This is a genomic window from Streptomyces sp. NPDC051664 (assembly GCF_044453545.1).
In the GTDB taxonomy this organism is placed as follows: Bacteria; Actinomycetota; Actinomycetes; order Streptomycetales; family Streptomycetaceae; genus Streptomyces.
This window is the reverse complement of sequence record NZ_JBITCU010000015.1, coordinates 1-21702: the sequence shown is the minus strand read 5'-3', so window position 1 is coordinate 21702 and position 21702 is coordinate 1. Positions and strand designations below refer to the sequence as shown.

The 21702-nt window shown below is 70.7% G+C and carries 17 protein-coding genes; 11 read left to right on the top strand and 6 right to left on the bottom strand.

What is annotated here, in order from left to right; genetic code table 11:
• The first annotated feature begins 24 nt into the window (after positions 1–24).
• The 3 genes from ACIA8E_RS25605 (at position 25) to ACIA8E_RS25595 (ending at position 3039) form a co-directional block, all read left to right on the top strand.
• Entirely contained in the window at positions 25–1587 is a 1563-nt protein-coding gene (locus ACIA8E_RS25605; RefSeq protein ID WP_399301655.1) for an APC family permease, read from the top strand.
• Positions 1588–1724: 137 nt separating this feature from the next.
• Positions 1725–2390 (top strand): molybdopterin-dependent oxidoreductase, encoded by a 666-nt coding sequence (locus ACIA8E_RS25600; RefSeq protein WP_399301760.1) that lies wholly within the window; start codon positions 1725–1727, stop codon positions 2388–2390.
• A gap of 13 nt (positions 2391–2403) precedes the next feature.
• Positions 2404–3039 (top strand): cytochrome b/b6 domain-containing protein, encoded by a 636-nt coding sequence (locus tag ACIA8E_RS25595; protein WP_030918281.1) that lies wholly within the window; start codon positions 2404–2406, stop codon positions 3037–3039.
• Here ACIA8E_RS25595 and ACIA8E_RS25590 read toward each other — a convergent pair.
• Both ACIA8E_RS25590 and ACIA8E_RS25585 read right to left on the bottom strand, forming a co-directional pair.
• A complete protein-coding gene (locus ACIA8E_RS25590) occupies positions 3036–4433 on the bottom strand; it encodes a gluconate:H+ symporter (protein ID WP_399301654.1) in 1398 nt (465 codons plus the stop codon). The genes ACIA8E_RS25595 and ACIA8E_RS25590 overlap by 4 nt on opposite strands.
• An 11-nt stretch (positions 4434–4444) precedes the next feature.
• Positions 4445–4954, bottom strand: coding sequence for a gluconokinase (locus ACIA8E_RS25585; RefSeq protein ID WP_399301653.1), 510 nt, complete (start codon positions 4952–4954; stop codon positions 4445–4447).
• A gap of 144 nt (positions 4955–5098) precedes the next feature.
• Here ACIA8E_RS25585 and ACIA8E_RS25580 point away from each other — a divergent pair, with 144 nt between their 5' ends.
• Positions 5099–5800 (top strand): FCD domain-containing protein, encoded by a 702-nt coding sequence (locus ACIA8E_RS25580; protein ID WP_327124054.1) that lies wholly within the window; start codon positions 5099–5101, stop codon positions 5798–5800.
• 60 nt (positions 5801–5860) lie between these two features.
• Here ACIA8E_RS25580 and ACIA8E_RS25575 read toward each other — a convergent pair whose 3' ends face one another.
• Positions 5861–6589, bottom strand: coding sequence for a TetR/AcrR family transcriptional regulator (locus ACIA8E_RS25575; RefSeq protein WP_399301652.1), 729 nt, complete (start codon positions 6587–6589; stop codon positions 5861–5863).
• A 52-nt stretch (positions 6590–6641) separates the two neighbouring features.
• Between ACIA8E_RS25575 and ACIA8E_RS25570 the strand changes: the two genes are divergently transcribed.
• From ACIA8E_RS25570 to ACIA8E_RS25555, 4 genes are all read left to right on the top strand, one after another.
• Positions 6642–8195: an APC family permease gene (locus ACIA8E_RS25570; protein WP_399301651.1), complete on the top strand. Its 1554-nt coding sequence runs from the start codon at positions 6642–6644 to the stop codon at positions 8193–8195.
• A gap of 45 nt (positions 8196–8240) precedes the next feature.
• Positions 8241–9884, top strand: a complete 1644-nt coding sequence (locus ACIA8E_RS25565; protein ID WP_399301650.1) for an amidohydrolase — start codon at positions 8241–8243, stop codon at positions 9882–9884.
• A gap of 170 nt (positions 9885–10054) precedes the next feature.
• Positions 10055–11140, top strand: a complete 1086-nt coding sequence (locus tag ACIA8E_RS25560; RefSeq protein WP_399301649.1) for an S-(hydroxymethyl)mycothiol dehydrogenase — start codon at positions 10055–10057, stop codon at positions 11138–11140.
• A complete protein-coding gene (locus tag ACIA8E_RS25555; RefSeq protein ID WP_399301648.1) occupies positions 11140–11769 on the top strand; it encodes an MBL fold metallo-hydrolase in 630 nt (209 codons plus the stop codon). Before ACIA8E_RS25560 ends, ACIA8E_RS25555 begins: the two co-directional genes overlap by 1 nt.
• A gap of 12 nt (positions 11770–11781) precedes the next feature.
• Here the strand turns inward: ACIA8E_RS25555 and ACIA8E_RS25550 are convergent, their stop codons facing one another.
• Both ACIA8E_RS25550 and ACIA8E_RS25545 read right to left on the bottom strand, forming a co-directional pair.
• A complete protein-coding gene (locus ACIA8E_RS25550) occupies positions 11782–12717 on the bottom strand; it encodes a pseudouridine synthase (protein WP_399301647.1) in 936 nt (311 codons plus the stop codon).
• Between the two features lie 208 nt (positions 12718–12925).
• Positions 12926–15811, bottom strand: a complete 2886-nt coding sequence (locus ACIA8E_RS25545; protein WP_399301646.1) for a glycoside hydrolase family 2 TIM barrel-domain containing protein — start codon at positions 15809–15811, stop codon at positions 12926–12928.
• 479 nt (positions 15812–16290) lie between these two features.
• Here ACIA8E_RS25545 and ACIA8E_RS25540 point away from each other — a divergent pair, with 479 nt between their 5' ends.
• A complete protein-coding gene (locus ACIA8E_RS25540; protein WP_399301759.1) occupies positions 16291–17097 on the top strand; it encodes an SDR family oxidoreductase in 807 nt (268 codons plus the stop codon).
• A 474-nt stretch (positions 17098–17571) separates the two neighbouring features.
• Here ACIA8E_RS25540 and ACIA8E_RS25535 read toward each other — a convergent pair whose 3' ends face one another.
• Positions 17572–19395 carry a glycoside hydrolase family 15 protein gene (locus ACIA8E_RS25535; RefSeq protein ID WP_399301645.1) on the bottom strand — a complete coding sequence of 608 codons (1824 nt, stop codon included), beginning with the start codon at positions 19393–19395 and terminating at the stop codon, positions 17572–17574.
• Positions 19396–19745: 350 nt separating this feature from the next.
• On the opposite strand from ACIA8E_RS25535, the gene ACIA8E_RS25530 reads away from it, so the two are divergent.
• Together ACIA8E_RS25530 and ACIA8E_RS25525 are read left to right on the top strand one after the other, a co-directional pair.
• Positions 19746–20666 carry an aldose 1-epimerase family protein gene (locus tag ACIA8E_RS25530; RefSeq protein WP_399301644.1) on the top strand — a complete coding sequence of 307 codons (921 nt, stop codon included), beginning with the start codon at positions 19746–19748 and terminating at the stop codon, positions 20664–20666.
• Between the two features lie 197 nt (positions 20667–20863).
• Positions 20864–21702: cation:proton antiporter (locus ACIA8E_RS25525; RefSeq protein WP_399301643.1), on the top strand; the 839-nt coding region annotated here is incomplete at its 3' end.

Genomic DNA, 21702 nt, shown 5'->3' with positions numbered 1-21702 from the left:
CTCAACGAAGGGACCACCCCCGCCATGTCGACGGGCAGTTCGAGAACGAGTGAGACCGGCGTGACCGGCGATACGGGCGGCATCAGCACCTACAAGGGTGAGGAGCGGGCCCTGCGTGCGGACCGGCTCGGCACCGCGGGGCTGCTGCTCTCGGTGCTCGCCGCAAGCGCCCCCCTGATGGTCGTCGCCGGGGTGATGCCCACCGTCTTCGGCGTGATGGGCATCGTGGGCCAGCCCCTGCTGTACGTCATCCTCGGCATCGTCCTGATGCTGTTCAGCGTCGGCTACGCGGAGATGAGCCGGCACGTCCACAACGCCGGTGCCTTCTACGCCTACATCGCCCGTGGGCTCGGCCCGACCGCGGGCGCCGGTGCCTCGCTCGTCGCCCTCGTCGCGTACAGCGCCATGCAGGTCGGCATCTACGGCATCCTCGGCTTCGAGGTCTCCGGACTCTTCTCCACCTACCTGGAGATGGACGTTGCCTGGTGGATACCGGCCGCCGCCGCCGTACTGGTCGTCGGTGTCCTCGGCTGGCTGAAGATCGACCTCAACGCCAAGGTCCTCGGCGTGCTTCTGGTCGTCGAATGCGCCCTCGTCGTGATCTTCGACATCGCGGCCGTCTCCAAGCCGGGACCTGAGGGCCTGTCCCTGCACGCCTTCAACCCCGACACCCTCACCGGCGCCGGACTCGGCACCGCGCTCTGCTTCTGCATCGCTGCGTTCGTCGGCTTCGAGCAGGCCCCGGTGTACGCGGAGGAGACCAGCCGCCCGCAGATCGTCGTCTCCCGGGTGATGTTCCTCGCCGTCGGCTACGCCGTGCTGTTCCTCGCGCTCAGCTCCTGGGCGCTGACCGTCGCCGCGGGCCCCGGGTTCATCGCGGACAGCTCGCTCAAGGAGGGTCCCGCGCTGCTGTTCGGTCTCACCGAGGACCGGCTCGGCACGACCTTCACCGATGTGCTGCACGTGCTCTTCGTCACCGGCATGTTCGCCGCGCTGCTCAGCTTCCACAACGTGGTCGCCCGCTACGCGTTCGCGATGGGGCGCGAGAGCCTGCTGCCCGCCGCCTTCGGCCGTACCAACAAGTCCAGCGGCGCCCCCGCCACCGGCTCGCTCCTCCAGTCCGTCGTCTCCCTGGTCATCGTGCTGGCCTTCGCGTTCACCGACGACAACCCGGTCGGTGACCCGACCGCCCCCGTGCTGCACCTGTTCACCTGGATGGGCAACGTCGGCGCGCTCGGCGTCATCCTGCTGATGGCCGCGGCCTCCTTCGCCGTGATCGCCTTCTTCGTGAAGCGCGGCGCGGGCCGGGCGCAGCTGCCGCGGCTGATCGCCTCCGGCCTGGCCGGGGTGGCGTTGCTGGCGATCGCCGTCTTCACGGTCCGGGACTTCGACGTGCTGGTCGGCTCGGGCCCGGGCTCGGTGCTCAACTGGGTGCTGCCCGGCGTTGTGGTCGCCTCGCTCGTCATCGGCCTGGTGTACGGCGCGGTCCTGCGATCCGCGAAGCCGGAGGTGCACGCCAGGATCGGCCTGGGCAACGAGGCGTTCCAGTTGGAGAAGGCGGCCGAGAGCGGTGCGGTCCGCCACTGAGCCCGGTCGTCTTACCGAAGTGTGACGGACACCCGCAGCCCCTGGTGACGGGCGGCTGCGGGTGTTCGAATGGTCGGGTGAACAGTCGCCCTCCCGATGCCGAAGGCACACCCGTCGGCCGCCGCCTGGTCCTGACCATGCTCGGGTTCGGCGCCGCCGCAGTCGTGGCGGCGCCCGCCCTCCAGCGGGTGATGGAGTCCGGGCTCGGCGCGGTCGCCGACAAGGACCCCACCGGCCTGACCGGGCTGCTGCCCAACGGCGGCGGCTTCCGCTACTACTCCGTCGCCTCTTCCGTACCGAGGAAGAGCGCCGCCGACTACCGGCTGAAGATCGACGGCCTCGTCGACCGGCCCGCCACGTACACCCTGGACCGGCTCCGCGCCCTGCCGCAGACCAGGCTGGTCCGTGACGTCCAGTGCGTCACCGGCTGGCGGGTCCCCGCGACCCCGTTCGAGGGCGTCCGGCTCTCCGCGCTGCTGGACGCGGCCGGGGTGCGGCCCGGAGCGAAGGCGATCCGCTTCACCTGCTTCGACGGCACGTACAGCGAGAGCCTCACCCTCGACCAGGCACGGCGCCCCGATGTGCTGGTCGCCCTGCGCATGCAGGACAAGCCGGTGGCCCACTCGCACGGCGGTCCGGTCCGTCTCTATGTCGCCCCGATGTACTTCTACAAGTCGGCGAAATGGCTCTCCGGGATCACCGTCACCGACTCCGTGAAGCCCGGCTACTGGGAGGAACTCGGTTATGACGTCGATGCCTGGGTCGGGCGGTCCAACGGCCGTGACGACGACCCCACCGGCTGACCCCGCCGGGCGGATGCGCCGCTTCAGCGGTGCGGAGCGCTGGGTGCACCGCACCACGGCCTGGCTGATGCTGGTGTGCGTGGCGACCGCGGCCTGCCTGTACGTACCCCAGCTCGCCGAACTGGTCGGCCGCCGCCATCTCGTGGTCACCGTGCACCAATGGTCCGGGCTGCTGATCCCCGTACCGCTGCTGGCCGGTCTCGTCTCCCGGGCGCTGCGCGCCGACCTGTCCCGGCTCAACCGGTTCGGGCCGCACGACCGGGTGTGGCTACGGGCGGTACGACACCGTGACCACCGGCCCGGGTCCCGCCCGGCCGGGAAGTTCAACGCGGGCCAGAAGCTGTACGCGGCCTGGATCGCGGGCGCCGTGCTGGTCATGATCGGCACCGGCGTGCTGATGTGGTTCACCGGTCTCGCCCCGCTGATGTGGCGTACCGGCGCCACCTTCGTACACGACTGGCTGGCGCTCGCGATCGGGATCGTGCTGGCCGGACACATGGCAATGGCGCTCGCCGACCCGGAGGCACGCCGTGGCATGCGCACCGGGTCGGTCGAGCGCCATTGGGCGCGGACCGAACACCCGCTGTGGGGGGAATCCGCCGACGCGCCGGACGATGATCCGGCGCGTCGCCAGGGGCTGTCCGGCTAGAGGATCAGCGACAGCAGCAGGATAAAGGCCAGCGAGACGACGGAGATGATGGTCTCCATCACCGACCAGGTCTTCAACGTCTGGCCGACGCTCATCCCGAAGTACTCCTTCACCAGCCAGAAACCGGCGTCGTTGACGTGGCTGAAGAAGAGCGAGCCCGCACCGACGGCGAGGACCAGCAGCGCCGCGTGCGACGTCGACATGTCGGCGGCGAGCGGGGCGACCAGACCGGCCGCCGAGATCGTGGCCACCGTCGCCGAGCCGGTCGCCAGCCGGATCGCGACGGCGATCAGCCAGCCCAGCAGGAGCGCCGGGATCGACCAGTCCTTGGAGAAGTCCAGGATCATCTGGCCCACACCGGCGTCGATGAGGGTCTGCTTGAAGCCGCCACCCGCACCGACGATCAGCAGCACACCCGCGATCGGGGCGAGGGACTTCTCGACGGTGGTGGCGATCCGTGCCTTGGTGAAACCGGCGGCCCGGCCCAACGTGAACATGCCGACTATGACGGCCGCGAGGAGCGCGATCAGCGGCGAGCCGATCACATCGGTGACCCGCTGGATGTGGTTCTCCGGGTTGTCCACGACGATGTCGACGAGGGCCTTGGCCAGCATCAGCACGACGGGCAGCAGGATGGTCGCCAGCGTGGCACCGAAGCTGGGACGGTGCTCCAGCTCCTCGGACGGGCGCTGCGGGATCATCTTCTCCGGCGCCTTGATGTCCACCCAGCGGGCGGCGTACCGGGAGAAGACCGGGCCCGCGATGATCACCGTCGGGATGGCGACCAGCACACCGAGCGCCAGCGTGACACCGAGGTTGGCGCCGAGGGCGTCGATCGCGACCAGCGGGCCGGGGTGCGGCGGAATCAGCCCGTGCATCACGGAGAGACCGGCGAGTGCCGGGATACCGATGCGCATCAGGGAGTAGTTGCCACGCTTGGCGACGAGCAGCACCACCGGGATCAGAAGCACGATGCCGACTTCGAAGAAGAGCGGCAGACCGATGATCGAGGCGATCAGGACCATGGCCCACGGCATGGCTCGCCCGCTCGCCTTCGCGAGGATCGTGTCGACGATCTGGTCCGCGCCGCCGGAGTCGGCGAGCAGCTTGCCGAGGATGGCGCCGAGCGCGATCAGGACACCGACGCCCGCGACCGTTGAGCCGAGGCCGGCGGTGAAGCTGGCGATCGTCTTGGCGGGAGCGGCGCCGGCGAAGGAGCCGAGCGCGAGCGATCCGATGGTCAGCGCCAGGAAGGCATGCAACTTGAACTTGGTGATGAGCAGAACGATGACGGCGATGCCCGCCAGAACGGCGATGCCCAGCTGCGCGTTGCCGGCCGAAGTTATGGGTTCGACGGCATCCGCTGCCAGCATCTCGACGCTGAGACTGGTCACGGTGATGATCCTTAGACTTCGAGCCGGCGCAACGCGACGACGGCTCGCTGGGTGATTTCTTCGGGGGTGCCGGACACGTCGACGGAGACGCCGGCCTCGTCGTCCTGCAGCGGCTGCAGGGTGGCGAACTGCGAATCGAGCAGTGCGGTCGGCATGAAGTGGCCCTTGCGCTCGGCCATCCGCTCCTCGATGAGGGCGCGGTCGCCGGTCAGATGGAGGAAGACGGCCCCGGGGGCCTCGGCCCGCAGCCGGTCGCGGTAGACCCGCTTCAGCGCCGAACTGCTGACGACGCCGCCGAGTCCGGCCCGGCCGTGCGCCCACTGCCCGATCGCATCGAGCCAGGGCCACCGGTCGGAGTCGTCCAGTGGGGTGCCGGCCGACATCTTGGCGATGTTCGCCGCGGGATGGAAGTCGTCGCCCTCGGCGTACGGAACGCCGAGTTCGGCTGCGAGCAGGGGGCCGATCGTGGTCTTGCCGGTCCCTGCTACGCCCATCACCACGACGACGTGGGGGGTGCTCATTGGTGGTGCCTCGCTGTCTCCGTCGACGTCTTCCTCGACATCGGTCCGTCGCGCTACTGAAACCTATACGTACGACTTATTCAAGATGCTGTGACATAAACGTCGTACTTTTTGTTCCCGAAGAGCGCCCCGTAGGCTTTGTCCATGACCACACAGGGCCCCGGGCTGCATACACACGTGCTGGACACCCTGGGCCTGGAGATCGCCGCGGGGGACTGCCCGCCGGGCCAGGTGCTGCGCACCGACGAGCTTGCCCAGCGTTTCGACGTCTCCCGCACGGTCGTACGCGAAGTGGTCCGCGTCCTGGAGTCCATGCACCTGGTCGAGTCCCGGCGCCGGGTCGGTGTGACCGTGCAGCCGACCGAGGCATGGAACGTCTACGATCCGCAGGTCATCCGGTGGCGACTGGCGGGCGCCGACCGGCCGCGCCAGCTGCGCTCCCTGACCGTGCTGCGCTCGGCGATCGAACCGGTCGCGGCGGGGCTCGCGGCCCGGCATGCCACGCCGGACCAGTGCGCGGCCCTCACCGAATGCGCGCTCGGGATGGTCGCGACCTCACGCGGTCAGCAGCTGGAGCGGTATCTGGAACACGACATCGCGTTCCACCGGATCGTGCTCAACGCCTCCGGGAACGAGATGTTCGCGCGCCTCGGGGACGTCGTCGCCGAGGTCCTGGCAGGGCGTACCCACCACCAGGTGATGTTCGAGGACCCCGACCCGGCGGCGGTCACACTCCACGTACGGCTCGCGGAGGCGGTGCGGGAGGGCGACGCGGTGGAGTCCGAGCGGCTGACGAAGGAGATCGCCGTGGGCGCCCTGCACGAGCTGGACGTCCTCGCGCCCTGAGGCCGTTCCTCGGGGCGCGCCATGCACGAGCCGGTCGTTCACCGCGCTGCGGGCCCGGCCTCAGGCGCCGGACGGGCTCGCTGTCACATGCTGCAGCCGCGCCGCGGCCGCCGCGAGCATCATCTCCAGTGCCGCCGGATAGCCGCTGCGGCCCATCTCCGCCACCAGCACCGGCGCGGTCGCCGCGATGTGCGGATGCGTGGTCCGCTCCAGTCGTGCGTAGGTCTGCGGCCATGTCTGCACCTCCAGCGCGCGGGCCCGCTCCGACAGCACCAGCGTCGACGCGTCCAGCGCTGCGAACGACAGCGTCTGGTCGACGAACACGTGGTAGATCCGCACCGCCTCGCCGTCCGGGAAGCCCGCCCCGCGCAGAATCCCGAGGATGGTCTCCACCGCCTGGATCTCGTGCGTACGGCCGGTGACCCGGGCACACGTCAGCAGGGCCGCCTGCGGATGGGCCAGATAGTCGGCATGCATGCGCAACCCCAGGTCACGCAGGTCGGCCCGCCAGTCTCCGGTCGCCCGCCAGCCGGACAGCGTACGGCCGATCAGCTCGTCGGCCACCGCGAGCAGCAGCTCGTCCGTGTCCCGGAAGTACCGGTAGATCGCGCTCGGATCGCACCCCAGGGCGGCGCCTAGCCGGCGCACGGTGAGCGCCGCCGCCCCGTGCTCGCCGATCAGCCGCAGCGCCGTCTCCACGATCAGCTGTTCCGACAGCACCGTGCCCTGCTTGGTGGGACGCCTGCGGCGCCGCGCCCCCTCAGCCACCACCCGCTCGCTCGCACTCATGCGGCGCACCTTATGACAACAGCGTTGACGTGCGGAACCCCCGAGGAGTTCGATGTGCCGCCATCGGGGCCGAAGAGCGCCCCTCGGCGAAGGAGCCACCGTGACGGACTCACCCACCCCCTACGGCAGCGACCCACCAGGAGCCGCGTCCCTCAGGAAGAGCCTCGGCGTCGTCGACGGGTTCGCCATCGCCGCGTCCTCCACCGCCACGACCACGAGCATCGGCATCGGTCTCGGCGTCACCGCGGGCGCCGTCGGCCTCCATCTGCCGATCATCATGCTGCTCGGCTTCCTGCCCATCCTGGGCATCGCGAGCGCCTACTCCCGGCTCAACCGGGTCGAGCCGAACATGGGCAGCGGCTACGTCTGGGTCGGTCGCTCCCTCAGCCCCTGGCTCGGCTTCCTCGTCGGCTGGATCGGCATCGTCTCCACGGTCGTCTTCCTCTCGTACACCACGACGGTCACCGGATCCGCCCTGCTCCAACTCGCGGGCGAGGGCGGGCTGCACAGCCTCGCCGGGCTCCACCTCGACCCGGACTCCACCGCCCAGTCGACCGCCCTCGGCATCGCCGTCCTGATCGCCGTCACCTTCACCGCGATCACCGGCATACGGTCCGCCGCCAACCTGCAGAAGTACCTGCTCGTCTTCGAGTACGTCGTGCTGCTCGGGTTCTGCGGGTACGGACTGTTCGTCGGCCCGCACCTGTTCAGCCTGGACTGGATCAACCCGTTCACCATCCCCTCCGGGCAGCAGCTCGCCCAGGGGCTTCTCCTCTCGGTCTTCTGTTACTGGGGATTCGAGTCCTCGTTCAGCGTCAACGAGGAGGTCCGCGACCCGCAGGACGCCTCCAGGGCCGGGCTCATCACCCTCTTCACCATGCTCGGCCTCTTCCTCCTCGGCTCCTTCGCCTTCCAGCGGGTGCTTTCGCTGGACGAGCTGACCGGTCACGGCGCTCAGGGGCTCACCTACTTCGGCGACCGGCTCGCCGACCAGCCGCTCGCCGCGCTCCCGCTGATCGCCCTCACCTTCTCCGCCGTGGCCTCCCTCCAGTCCGGTGTGATCCCGACCGTGCGCGGCATGTTCGCGATGAGCCGGGACCGTACGCTCGGCCCGCTCTGGACCAAGGTCAGCCCGCGGTTCGGCACACCGGCAGCCGGAACGGTCGCGATCGGCTGTGTCGCCGCCGCCGTCGCGGTTCTGTCCCTGGTCATCCCGAAGGTCGGCGACCTGATCCTGGCCTCCGTCAACGCGATCGGCGTCGTCGTCTCGGTCTACTACGCGCTCACCGCGCTGGCCGCCGCCGCCCGCTTCCGCGGCCTGCTGCGCGAAAGCCCTTCCGAGGCGCTGCGTGCCGTCGTACTCCCGGTGCTCAGTGCCGTCGCACTGCTCGGCCTCGGCGGCTATCTCTGCTGGTCCTTCTACACCTCCGCCGACCACTTCGCGATCAGCCCGGACAACGGCTGGTTCATGCTCTTCTGTCCGGCGGCCATGCTGTTGACCGGCGTGGGCGCGGCGGCCTGGGCCAAGTGGGTAAGGAAGTCCCCGTATTTCGTCACCGGCCGTTCCTTCGCCCCTGCCGAACCCGCGGTCACCGAAGCGGTCTGATCCCGAGCGCGCCACTCCACGACTCCCACGGAAACGGAACCACCCATGCACCGCACCCCCGCCGATCTCGTCCTCACCGGCGGCCCCGTCCTCACCATGGACCCGGCCCGCAGCCGCGCCACCACGGTGGCCGTCACCGGCGACCGCATCACCGCCGTCGGTCACGACGAGGTGCGTGAACTGATCGGTCCGAGGACCGAAGTCGTCGATCTCTCAGGCCGGCTGCTCGTGCCCGGCTTCCAGGACGCGCACATCCACCCGGTCACCGCCGGCCTCGAACTCGCGCAGTGCAACCTCACGGAGTCCCGTACGGCGGCAGCCACCCTCGCCGAGGTACGGGCCTACGCCGACAGCCACCCGGACCAGGAGTGGATCACCGGCGGCGGCTGGTCCATGGAGGCCTTCGACGGCGGCAGCCCGACCCGGGACCGGCTCGACACCGTCGTACCCGACCGCCCCGTCTTCCTGGTCAACCGCGACCATCACGGCGCCTGGGTCAACACCCGCGCCCTGACGCTCGCCGGCATCACCCGCGACACCCCCGACCCGGCCGACGGCCGCATCGAACGCGACGACCGGGGCGAGCCCACCGGACTCCTCCAGGAGGGCGCCATGGACCTGGTCGCCCAGCACACCCCGCGCTCCACGCCCGCCGACCGGCTCACCGCCCTGCTCCGCGCCCAGCGCCTCCTCCACTCGTACGGGATCACCGCCTGGCAGGACGCCATCGTCGGCGTCTACGGCTCGATGGACGATGCGTCCGACGCCTATCTGACCGCGGCCCGCGACGGATCGCTGACCGCCCGTGTCGTCGGCGCCCTCTGGTGGGACCGCGAGCGCGGCGCCGAGCAGATACCCGAACTCGTCGCCAGGCGACGGGAGCTGACGGGCGGACGGTTCCGGGCCGGCTCGGTGAAGATCATGCAGGACGGGGTCGCGGAGACCGGCACCGCCGCCCTGCTCACCCCGTACCTCGACGCCTGCGGTTGCGCCACCACCAACAGCGGCACCAGCTTCGTCGACCCCGTCGAGCTGCGCCGGTACGTCACCGAACTGGACGCCCTCGGCTTCCAGACCCACTTCCACGCCCTCGGCGACCGTGCCGTGCGCGAGGCACTCGACGCCGTCGAGGCAGCCCGCACCGCCAACGGCCGCACCGACACCCGGCCCCACCTCGCCCACCTCCAGATCGTCCACCCCGACGACATCCCCCGGTTCCGCGAGCTCGGTGCCACAGCCAACATCCAGCCGCTGTGGGCCGCCCACGAACCGCAGATGGACGAGCTGACCATCCCCTATCTCGGCGACGAACGCGCCGCGCTGCAGTACCCGTTCGGCGCACTGCTGCGGTCCGGCGCAACCGTCGCGGCGGGCAGCGACTGGCCGGTCAGCAGCGCCGAACCGCTGCACGGCATCCACACCGCGGTCAACCGGATCGCCCCGGACGGCGAGGGACCGGTCTTCCTGCCCGGGGAGCGCATCGGACTCACGGCCGCCATCTCCGCGTACACGGCAGGCTCGGCCCATGTGAACCACCTGGACGACACCGGCTCCGTCCGGGCCGGAGCCCTCGCCGACCTGGTGGTCCTGGACCGCGACGTGTACGCGGGCCCGCCCGAGGAGATCGGCGCCACCCGTGTCCTCCAGACGTACGTCGGCGGACGCCGGGTCCACGACAGGGAGGCCTGACACACCGGTAGGCGGCCCCGCGGAACCTCCGGCGGGGCCGCCCTGCCGCGCGCCACCGCGCCACCGCTGCCGTGACACCCACCCACCGCGTACGGTTGTTCGCGTTCGATCACCGGGCATCGGGCGTACGTCACAGAAGCCCGGACCGTCACGAAAAGGGAGACCGCGGTATGGCGCAGCAGGTACAAGGGGTCATCGCACCGGGGAAGAACGAGCCGGTACGGGTCGAGACGATCGTGATCCCGGACCCCGGCCCCGGCGAGGCCGTCGTGAAGATCCAGGCGTGCGGCGTCTGTCACACCGATCTGCACTACAAGCAGGGCGGAATCAACGACGACTTCCCGTTCCTGCTCGGTCATGAGGCCGCGGGCATCGTGGAGTCCGTCGGCGACGGCGTCACGGACGTCGAGCCCGGCGACTTCGTCGTCCTCAACTGGCGTGCGGTCTGCGGGCAGTGCCGGGCGTGTCTGCGCGGCCGCCCCTGGTACTGCTTCAACACCCACAACGCCCGGCAGAAGATGACGCTGCTGGACGGCACCGAACTGTCGCCCGCACTCGGTATCGGTGCGTTCGCGGAGAAGACCCTGGTCGCCGCGGGCCAGTGCACCAAGGTCGACCCCGAGGTCTCCCCGGCCGTCGCCGGGCTGCTCGGCTGCGGCGTCATGGCGGGCATCGGCGCCGCCATCAACACCGGCGAGGTCGGCCGCGGCGACTCGGTCGCCGTCATCGGCTGCGGCGGCGTCGGCGACGCCGCCGTCGTCGGCGCGCGGCTGGCCGGCGCGGCGAAGATCATCGCGGTGGACATCGACGACCGCAAGCTGGACATGGCGAAGAAGATGGGTGCCACGCACACCGTCAACTCCCGTGCCACCGACCCGGTCGAGGCGATCCGCTCCCTGACCGGCGGCAACGGCGCCGACGTCGTCATCGAGGCGGTCGGCCGCCCGGAGACGTACAAGCAGGCGTTCTACGCCCGCGACCTCGCAGGCACCGTCGTTCTGGTCGGCGTCCCCACACCGGAATTGCAGATCGAACTCCCGATGATCGACGTGTTCGGCCGCGGCGGCTCGCTCAAGTCCTCCTGGTACGGCGACTGCCTGCCCTCGCGCGACTTCCCGATGCTCATCGACCTGCACCAGCAGGGCCGGATCGACCTCGGCGCGTTCGTCACCGAGACCATCGGACTCGGCGACATCGAGCAGGCCTTCACCCGGATGCACGGTGGCGACGTGCTGCGCTCGGTGGTGGTCTTCTGATGACCGCCCGCATCGACCACCTCGTCACGTCCGGCACCTTCGCCCTCGACGGCGGCGAGTGGGACGTCGACAACAACGTCTGGATCGTCGGCGACGACACCGAGGCGATCGTCATCGACGCCGCCCATGACGCCGCTGCCATCGAGGCCGCGCTGGGCGGCCGTACGCTGCGTGCCATCGTCTGCACGCACGCGCACAACGACCACATCGACGCGGCCCCGGCCCTCGCCGACGCCACCGGTGCGCCGATCCTGCTGCACCCCGACGATCTGCCGCTGTGGAAGCAGACCCACCCGCACCGCACCCCCGACGCCGAACTGGCCGAGGGTCAGGAGCTGGAGATCGCCGGGACCACGCTCCAGGTCCTGCACACGCCCGGTCATGCCCCGGGTGCGGTCTGTCTGTACGCCCCCGAGCTGGCCACCGTCTTCACCGGGGACACGCTCTTCCAGGGCGGCCCCGGCGCCACCGGACGGTCCTTCTCGCACTTCCCGACGATCGTCGAGTCGATCAGGGACCGGCTGCTCGCGCTGCCCGCGGAGACCACCGTCCGTACCGGACACGGCGACTCCACCACGATCGGCGCGGAGGCACCCCACCTGGACGAGTGGATCGCCCGGGGCCACTGACCGCGCCGGGTCTCACCGGTCCGGCCACGCCGACAGCCGCAGCCCGCTCTCGAAGCGGCGCGGCCCGCCCGTGACCGGATCGGTGAACTCCAGTACCCGGGCCAGGAGTTGCAGCGGACGTGTCCAGTCGTCCGCCGCACCCTCCGGTTCGATCACCGGATAGACCGGATCGTCGACGAGCGGCAGCCCCAGACCGTTCATGTGCACCCGCAGCTGATGGGTCCGGCCGGTGGCGGGCAGCAACCGGTAGCGGCCGAGCCCCTCCCGGTGCTCCAGCAGTTCGATCCGGCTCTCGCTGTTCGCCTCGCCCGGCTCCTCCCGGGCGGCGATCACCCCGCGCTCCTTGACGATCCGGCTCCGTACCGTACGGGGGAAGGCGATCGCGGGGTCGTACGGTGCCACCGCCTCGTACTCCTTGCGCACCAGCTTGTCCCGGAACAGCGTCTGGTACGCGCCGCGGTCCTCGGGCCGTACGACGCAGAGCACCAGGCCCGCGGTCAGCCGGTCCAGCCGGTGCGCGGGCTGCAGCGAGGGAAGCCCCAGTTCCCGGCGGAGCCGCGCCACGGCCGTCTCGGTGATGTGCCGGCCGCGCGGTGTCGTGGCAAGGAAGTGCGGCTTGTCGGCGATGACGAGCCGGGCGTCGCGATACACCACACCGACCGGGAACGGCACCGGCTCCTCGGGCGCGAAGTCCCGGTGGAACCAGAGGAAACGGCCTGCTGTGTACGGCTCGTCGGGGGCCACAGGCCCCTGCACCGAGACGAACCGGTCCTCGGCGAACATGGCGTCCACCCGGTCCGCCCCGATCGCACCGGCGAACCGCGCCAGCAGATGATCGCGGACCGTCGCCCACTCCTCGCCCGGATCCTCGGGGAGCCGCACCCTGACCGGATCGATCCCGTCCCGCTGCGGCAGAGGCGCCGGCGGTGGCTTCGCACGGCCTCTCATCGCGCGGGCCCTGCCTGTTCATCGGTACCCGGGGCGCGGCGGCTCGAGGTGCTGGTGGTCATGGTGCGGCAATCCTGTCACAGCGTCGGCGCAGGTCACCGGCGACTGCGCGGTCACGCCCCACCGGCATCGGGCCGGCGGCAGGGCCCTTCGGTGGCCGCAGCCGATGTGCTCGGCCTCGCGGTCACCGAGGAGGAACGGGCCCTGCTCACTCCACGGTCGAGAACACGAACGAGAACTGTGCCGCCGCCGCGTCTAGCCGGTACTGCGGCAGCACGCCCGGACCGCACGACTGCGAACCGATGCCCTGCATCGCGTGATCCAGATTGACCCAGACGGTCTCCCCGGCCACCAGATCCGGCAGATGCTCCGCCGCATCCAGTTGTTCGCTCGTCCACCGACGGGCGGTGAACCAGAACGGCGCAGTCCCTTCGGCCCGCAGCCCCGCACCGCCGCCGTCCGTCAGCTCCGCCCACCGGACGTCGGCCCGCGCGCCGTTCTCCTGCGGCCGGACGTACGGGGTCTGCATCGCGTCCACGGGCATCTCCCACCGCCCGAGCACCGACGCGGCCCGGGTGTCCGGATACGCCTCGCCGGGCCCGCCGCCGAACCACCGTGCCTCGCCGTACGCGGCAGGCAGCCCGAACCGGACCCCGAGCCGGGGCAGCGGCACCCGCCAGTCGCCCTCGGGTGCCACGGACACGGTGAGCCCGAGCCGTTCCCCGTCGGCGGTCCACCGGTATTCGGTACGCAGCCCCGAGTCCACTCCTGCGGGCGCCACCCACGTCCGTACGGTCAACGACTCCTCGCCCACCTCCACGGCGTCGATCCGCTGACGCATCCGATGCAGCCCCAACTCCCGCCACCGCAGCCCGTACCGCTCGTCCGGCTGCCAGGCCGCACCGTTGTCGTTGTCGGTCGGCGCCCGCCACACATCGAGCCGCAGCCCCTCCACCGGCACGCCCCCGATCCGTACCAGCGCCCCGCTCCGCGCGTCGAAGACACCTCCCCCGAGCGTGATCACCCCCTCAGCCGTCTCCGGACGCCGGCGCACCGCGGCCGCGGCCGGGACCGCCGCATCGACCTCCACCTGCCCCCACGCCACCACATGCCCCCGCTCCGCCCACGCGGTGTCCTCGGCGAGCAGCGCCCGCACGGTCCACACGCCCGCGCCGTCCGCGGGGAGCCGCACCTCGGTGTGGGCTCCGGGTGCCACGTCGGGCACGGTGAGCGGGCCCGAGCCGCGGACCTCGCCGTCCACCTCGTGCGACCAGACGAACTCCACGTGGTCCAGTCCTGCGAAGTCGTACCCGTTACCGATCCTGACCGTGCCCGCCGACGTCCCGGCCTCGATCCGTACCGGCTCGATGACCTTCTTGTACTCGATCAGCCCGGGGGAGGGGGTGCGGTCGGGGAAGAGCAGTCCGTCGCAGACGAAGTTGCCGTCGTGGAGTTCCTCGCCGAAATCCCCGCCGTAGGCGAAGCTGTGCTCCGGGTGGGCAAGACCGTGGTCGATCCACTCCCAGACGAACCCGCCCTGACAGCGCTCGTACTGCTCGAAGAGCCGCTGGTATTCGCTCAGCCCGCCGGGGCCGTTGCCCATCGCGTGCCCGTACTCGCACATGATGAACGGCATGGCGCGCCGCCGGGCGTCCAGCTCCGGGTCGCCCCACGGGTCCTCGGCCCGCTTCCCGATCAGCTCGACCTCGGCGTGCGTCGGATACATCCGCGAGTACAGGTCGACGTCCTTGCAGGACAGATCGCCCTCGTAGTGCACCAGCCGGTCCGGATCCCGGCCCTTGATCCAGTCGGCCATCGCGGTCAGTCCGCGCCCCGACCCGCATTCGTTGCCCAGCGACCAGATGATCACCGACGCGTGGTTCTTGTCGCGCTCGACCATCCGCGCGGCCCGGTCGAGGAGCGCCGGGGTCCACCGTTCGTCGTCGACCGGGTTGTTGCGCCACTCCAGGTCGACAAAGCCATGAGTCTCCAGATCGCACTCGTCGATCACCCAGAGCCCGAGCTCGTCACAGAGATCCAGAAACGCCGGATGCGGCGGATAGTGGCTGGTCCGTACGGCATTGATGTGGTGCCGCTTCATCAGCACCAGATCGCGCCGCATGGTCTCCGCGTCCACGGCGCGCCCGGTCTCAGGGTGGAACTCGTGCCGGTTCACGCCACGGAACAGCACGCGCCGGCCATTGACCTGGACGACCCCGTCCTCGACGACGACTGTACGGAAGCCGATCCGCAACGGGATCCGCTCGCCCGGTGTCACCAGCTCGCCGTCGTACAGCCGGGGCGTCTCGGCGGTCCACGGCTCGACCGGCACGGTCACCGCCTCACCCGTCGCGACGTCGACCCCCAGCTCGGGCACGACCACCCGGCCCCCGGCCCCGTCGCACGCCACCAGCAGGGTGCCGGCCCCGGCGTGATGGTCGTAGCCGACGTGCACGAAGAAGTCCCGGGGCGCGCCCTGTGGCCGGTGCAGCAGTGTGACGTCCCGGAAGATCCCGGGCAGCCACCACTGGTCCTGGTCCTCCAGATAGCTCCCGGACGACCACTGATGCACGCGGACGGCCAGGACGTTGCCCCCGGCCCGCACGATGCCGCCGACCGCGAACTCGTGCGGCAGCCGCGACCCCTTGAAATCGCCCAGCTCCTCGCCGTTGAGCCAGACGCGGGCGGCTGACTCCACCCCGTCGAACCGCAGCACGACGTCGCCGCCCGCCGGCCATCCGTCGGGCAGGTCGAAGGTCTGCACGTGGTCACCGGTCGGATTCTCGGTCGGCACGTGCGGCGGGTCGACCGGGAACGGGTAGACGACATTGGTGTACGCGGGCGCTCCGCCGGCCCCTTGCAGCACCCAGTGCCCGGGCACCGTGACCGTCTCCCAGCCGGACGCGTCGAACCCGGGCCGTGCGAACGACACGTCCTCGGTGGTCGCGGTCGGCGAGAGCCGGAACCGCCACTCCCCGTTCAACGACATCCGCAGTGCGTCCGACCCCGCGTACCAGGACCGGGGCGGCAGTCCGCCCGATCCGGGGGACACGTCCATGTGCCAGGGGAGAGAGTGGCTGTCCTTACGGCTCATGATTCTCCTTGCTCGGCAACGCCCGCTTCGCTGCTGGACGTTAGCCAGGGATGAACCGTTTCAACAAGGGGGCGGAGAGTGGCGTCGGACTGCGAATCGGCCACTGCCGCCCGGCGTGCGCAAGGCGTCGGCGCCCGGAAGCGGGGCTCCGGGCGGGACCGCCTGCGCGGCCGGCGGCGTCGGACGTCCCGGGCGGCTCATTGGCCCGGTTGCGTGACATTCCCGCCCCGCCCGGACCGCTCTGCGCGCCGGGTCCGGACCGCTCGCCGCGCTCGGTGTTCCCTTCCTGGGGAACGTGGTGCGGTGCGAGAGGGATCACTTCCGCTCCCGGCAGGACGATGTGGTGACGCCGCGACGCCCTTTCCGCAAGCGACTGCCGGTTCAGCGGCCCGCCCGGCGGCGATGTCTGCCGACGGGCCGCCCTGAGTGCCGAAGGAGAAGTCGTGGTGGCTGGAAGTACCGGTGAGGTCCGGGGCGCAATGTCCGGGCGGCTCGTCGCAGGGCAGAAAGCGCTGGTGACCGGGGCCAATTCGGGTATCGGCAAGGCGACCGCGATCGCACTCGGACGGGCCGGTGCGGACGTCGTGGTCAACCACGTCGTCGGTGAGGACGATGCCGAGAAGGTCGTCGCGGAGATCAGGGGCTTCGGGGTCCGCGCCTACGCCCACCAGGCCGATGTGTCCGACGAGGAGCAGGTCGTCGGCATGGTCGCCCGCATGGTCGAGGAGTTCGGCACCATCGACATCTTGGTGGCCAACGCGGGCCTCCAGCGGGATGCGCCGAGTGTGGAGATGACGCTCGCCCAGTGGCAGAAGGTCATCGACGTCAACCTCACCGGCCAGTTCCTCTGTGCGCGGGAGGCCGCCAAGGAGTTCATGCGGCGCGGCGTCGTGCCGGAGGTCTCCCGGTCTGCCGGGAAAATCGTCTGCATGAGCTCGGTCCACCAGATCGTCCCCTGGGCGGGCCACGTGAACTACGCCTCCTCCAAAGGCGGCGTGGGCATGATGATGGAGACCCTCGCACAGGAGCTGGCCCCCCAGGGAATCCGGGTGAACGCCGTTGCGCCCGGCGCCATCCGCACCCCCATCAACAGGAGTGCCTGGGACACCCCCGAGGCCGAGTCCGACCTCCTGCGGCTGATCCCGTACCGCCGGGTCGGGGAACCGGAGGACATCGCCAACGCTGTCGTCGCGGTGGCATCCGATCTGCTCGACTATGTCGTGGGCGCCACGCTGTACGTGGACGGCGGAATGACACTCTTCCCCGGCTTCGCCACCGGAGGCTGACGCCCGCCGGCAACCCGGGCCGCGCCTTGCCGCTCCGCCAGGAACTCCATGGCTGTGGGGTGGGGCCGGCGTCACCGTGCACGTTCATGGCGATGCGGTCCCTCGCGAACTGCAGCCGGCTCGCCTCGACGGCGCCCACGACCGCGCCGGTCATCACATGTCGGCAGGGATCGGGGTTGTCCGGCCCCTGCCGGGTCTCCACGGGCGCCGCCATCGTCACCGTGAGCCCCGATCCGACATCATCCGCCGCCGCCCGCACCTGCCGCGGTGTGATGTTGTCCAGGGCGCCGCGGCCGGCAATACCCGGGGCGGCCCGCCGGCGAAGCGCGCATGGAGACCGGCGAACTCCGCGGCGCTCACCGAGAACGCTGCTGCCTGGCGTGGCTGTGTGGCCATGGGCCGTGATCCTCTCGGAGAGCCGGCCGGGCGGCTGCCCGGGCGGGCGGTCTCCTGGCGGCTGCCGGGGCGGCAGGGTCAGCGGCCCTCCTCCAGATCGAGCGCCGCGTCGAGCGTGGTGGCGGCCATGATCAGGGACAGGTGGGTGAATGCCTGCGGGAAGTTGCCCAGTTGCTCCCCGCTCGGGCCGATCTCCTCGGCGAAGAGCCCGACATGGTTGGCGTAGGTCTGCATCTTCTCGAAGGCGTATCTCGCCAGCAGGAGACGGCCCGCGCGGGCCATCGCGTCGACGTACAGGAAGGTGCAGAGACTGAATGTGCCCTCGGAGCCGCGCAGCCCGTCGGGTGAGGCCGCCGGGTCGTAGCGGTAGACGAGGCTGTCCGAGACGAGCGTGCGATCCATGGCGTCCAGCGTGGACAGCCAGGCCGGGTCCTTGGGGGCGATGAACCCGACTCTCGGCATCAGCAGCAGCGAGGCGTCCAGCACGTCGCCGCCGTACTGCTGGACGAAGGCCTTCTCCGATTCGCTCCAGCCACGCTCCATGATCTGATCGAAAATCGCGTCCCTGGTCCTCGTCCACCTGACGGTGTCGGCAGGCCTGCGGTAGACGTCCGCCAGGCGCAGCCCGTGGTCGAAGGCGGCCCACGTCATCATCCGGCTGTACGTGAAGTCCTTGCGGCCGCCGCGGGTCTCCCAGATACCCTCGTCCGGCCGGTCCCATGCGTCGGCGAGCCAGTCGAGCGTCCTGGTGAGCGCCTTCCAGCCCGAGTAAGTGGCCTGCTGCCTGATCTCGCAGCCCTGCGACAGTGCATAGACGGCTTCGCCGTAGATGTCCAGCTGGAGCTGGCCGGCCGCGCCGTTGCCCGCACGGACGGGGTACGAGCCCTGATACCCCTCGAAGTGCGGCAGGGTCTGCTCGGGCAGGTTCGGGTCACCGTCCACCCGGTACATGGTCTGCAGCGGCTCCCCGCCCTTTCCCTCGCGCTCCTGCAGCCGGGCGACCAGCCAGTGGACGAACGCGGTCGCCTCCTCGACGAAGCCGAGATCCATCAGGGCACGGACGGACAGCGAGCCGTCGCGGATCCAGGTGTACCGGTAGTCCCAGTTGCGCTCTCCGCCGACCTGTTCCGGCAGCCCCATGGTCGCCGCGGCGACCATGGCTCCGGTGGGGGCGTAGATGAGCAGCTTCAAGGTGATGGCCGAGCGGTGCACGAGCTCTGGCCACCGGCCCCGGTAGCGGGAGGTGCGCAGCCACGCCTTCCAGAAGTGGATGACGTCCCAGGACCGTGCGGTGATCCCGTCGATGGTCAGGGGCGGGGGAGCCTCGCCGCCCGGATCGCAGACGGTGAACACGGCGCTGCCGACCTCGCCCGCCTTCAGGGTCACCGTGCCCCGTACATCCCGGCCGTCGCGCTTCAGTGGGAAGGTGCTCTGCAGGTGGGCGCTGAGGCCAGGGGTCCGGAAGAGAGCGCCGTCGGGACCGAGGTCGAGCTCGTGCTCGGCCCGGCCGTAGTCGAAACGCGGCCGGCACCTGAGCGTGAAACCGACGGTCCCCCGCACGACCCGCACCACACGGACCAGGGTGTGCCGGTCGGTGGCGGTACCCGTCAGGTCGGGTGGCATGTAGTCGACCACTTCGCCCACCCCGTCCGGTGACATGAACCGTGTCACCAGGACCGCAGTGTCGGGGTAGTAGAGCTGCTTGCAGCTGATGCCGGGCTGCTCCGGCGCCAGCTGGAAATACCCCCCGCGTTCGACGTCGAGCAGCGCCGCGAAGATGCTGGGCGAGTCGAACCGGGGAGCGGCGAACCAGTCGACGACGCCCCTCGACGAGACGAGCGCCGCAGTCTGCAGATCGCCGACCAGCCCGTGCTCGGCGATCGGCGGATAGCGTTCGTCCATCGTGGCTCCGTTGGTAGGAAGCCCCGAGCCCCACCCACCACTATCCGACAGAGCGGATACCCGCGCCTGGTCTGCACGGAGTACGGGCCTCGGCCCCGCCCGGCCGGTGTCACGGCGTAGCCGGTCGACCACACCGTGGCCCCGGTGCAGTGGACTGGCGGCCGGGCGCCGTGAACCGCCACGTATGCCCCCAGTGGGCGAACTTGCCCGGCCATCGGGCAGGACGCTCGTGTCCCGCTTGACTCGCCAGGTCGTTGTCCGCACGCTCCCGAGAGGCGGCCGACGGCCCGGCCGCCACCCAGCCCGGGCTTGCGGGCCGTCCGCAGTCGAGCAGACCGAGGAGGCCACGCGTGCACGAGAGCCGGACCGGACGACAGCTGACCCTCCGGCACGGGGACCGGAGCGCTGTCGTCGTCGAACTCGGAGCGGCCCTACGCCATTACGCCGTCGGCGACCGGCTGGTACTCGACGGATTCGCGCCGGACGACCGGATCACCGGCGGGCGCGGTCAGATCCTCGCGCCGTGGCCCAACCGGATCCAGGACGGCCGCTACCGCTGGGACGGGCAGGACCAGCAACTGCCTCTGACCGAACCGGAGAACGGCAACGCCATCCACGGCCTGCTCCGCTGGACATCGTGGCGGATCGTCGAGGCGCAGGACGACCGGGCGGTGCTCGATGTCTCCCTGTGGCCCCAGCCCGGCTACCCCTTCCACCTCCGGGTCCGCGCCGAGTACACCCTGGACGAAGACGGCCTCGGTGTGGCCGTCATCGCACGCAACCTCGGCGAGAACGCCGCACCCTACGGGGTCGGCCAGCACCCCTACCTCACGGTCGGCACCAGGACCGTGGACGACGCGCTGCTGACCGTGCCGGCGCGGACACGGCTGCGCACCGGCGAGCGGGGGCTGCCGGTGGCTGCCGAACCGGTCCAGGACACTCCGTACGACTTCCGTATGCCTCGGGCCATCGGGACCCAGCGGCTGGACACCCCGTTCGGCGACCTCGACCGGGATGCGCGAGGGCGGGCCGTCGTGAGCCTCGCCCATTCCTCCGGCGCATGGGGTACCGACGTATGGCTCGGTGAGGGCGCCGATCACGTCCAGCTGTACACCGGTGACACCCTGCCCGAAGGGGAGCGCCGCCGCTCCGTCGCCATCGAGCCGATGTCGTGCCCGCCGGACGCGTTCCGCACCGGCACGGGACTTGTCACTCTGGGGCCCGGTGAGGAGCACACGGTTCGCTGGGGGATCACCCCGTGGCAGGAATGACGGTTGCGCCGTGGTGCTCGATGCTGCCGGGTCCCCGGGTCGCCGGTGTCGGGAGCATCCACCGGCTGGTCGGATGACCGGGCACCGCGGAGGCGCTGCATGACGACGGATCAGGTCCTCTTGGGCGTGGGACCGACCCTGGTGTTCGCCGTCGGATCGCAGGTCCTGGAGCCCGGCTCCGTATCCCGGCACTCATCGTGCTGCTGCCGGTCGGGTTCGCCGCCGGCGCGCTGGTGGACGAACTCGACCCGCACCGGCGGCTGGGTCCGGCGTTCTCCCCTCTCGTGTCGCTCGCCGTCGCGGTGATCCTCTACGACGCGGGTCTCGGGCTCGATCTCAGGAAACTGAAGGGCCATGTCCGCCGCGTCGTCATCGGACTGATCTGGATCGGGGTCCTGATCACCTGGGTGTTCGGCACGCTCCTCGCCATGCCGCTGCTGGGCATGGACCGGCGGGCGGCCGTCATGCTGGGCGCGATCCTGGTGGTCTCCGGACCGACCGTGGTCGGGCCGCTGCTCAGCTTCGTCCGGCCGAAGGAACGGCCGCAGCACATCCTGGTCTGGGAGGGCTCCCTCATCGACCCGGTCGGCGGCATCCTGGGAGCGCTCGTCTTCCATTTCGTCGAGGCGAGCACCGGTCGTCACGTCGTCAGCGAAGCGCTGAACTTCCTCGGCAGCGTCGGTGTCGGGATGGCGGGAGGCATCACCGGAACCGCGCTGTTGTGGGTGCTGTTCCGCCGGCTCCGGCCCGGCGAGGTCCTGTTCGGTACGGAGCTGACCGGGGTGGCACTGCCCCGGAGGTACGAGGACGGGGCGTCCATGGTGACGAGGCCCGCAGATCAGGCCGTACCGGCCGGCTGCGACATGCTGTTCCTGATCCGGGGCGACGGCCGGCTCGATCCGGTCACCGAGGGGAGCCGGCCGCTGCCCGGGCCGGGCGACCTAGGGTCTTTCGTTTGGATCAGGCTGGATCAGGGAGCGGGGTCTGGTGCGTGCAGCTGCAAGGCGGAGGAAGGAGCCCACGCGGAGCGTCGGCG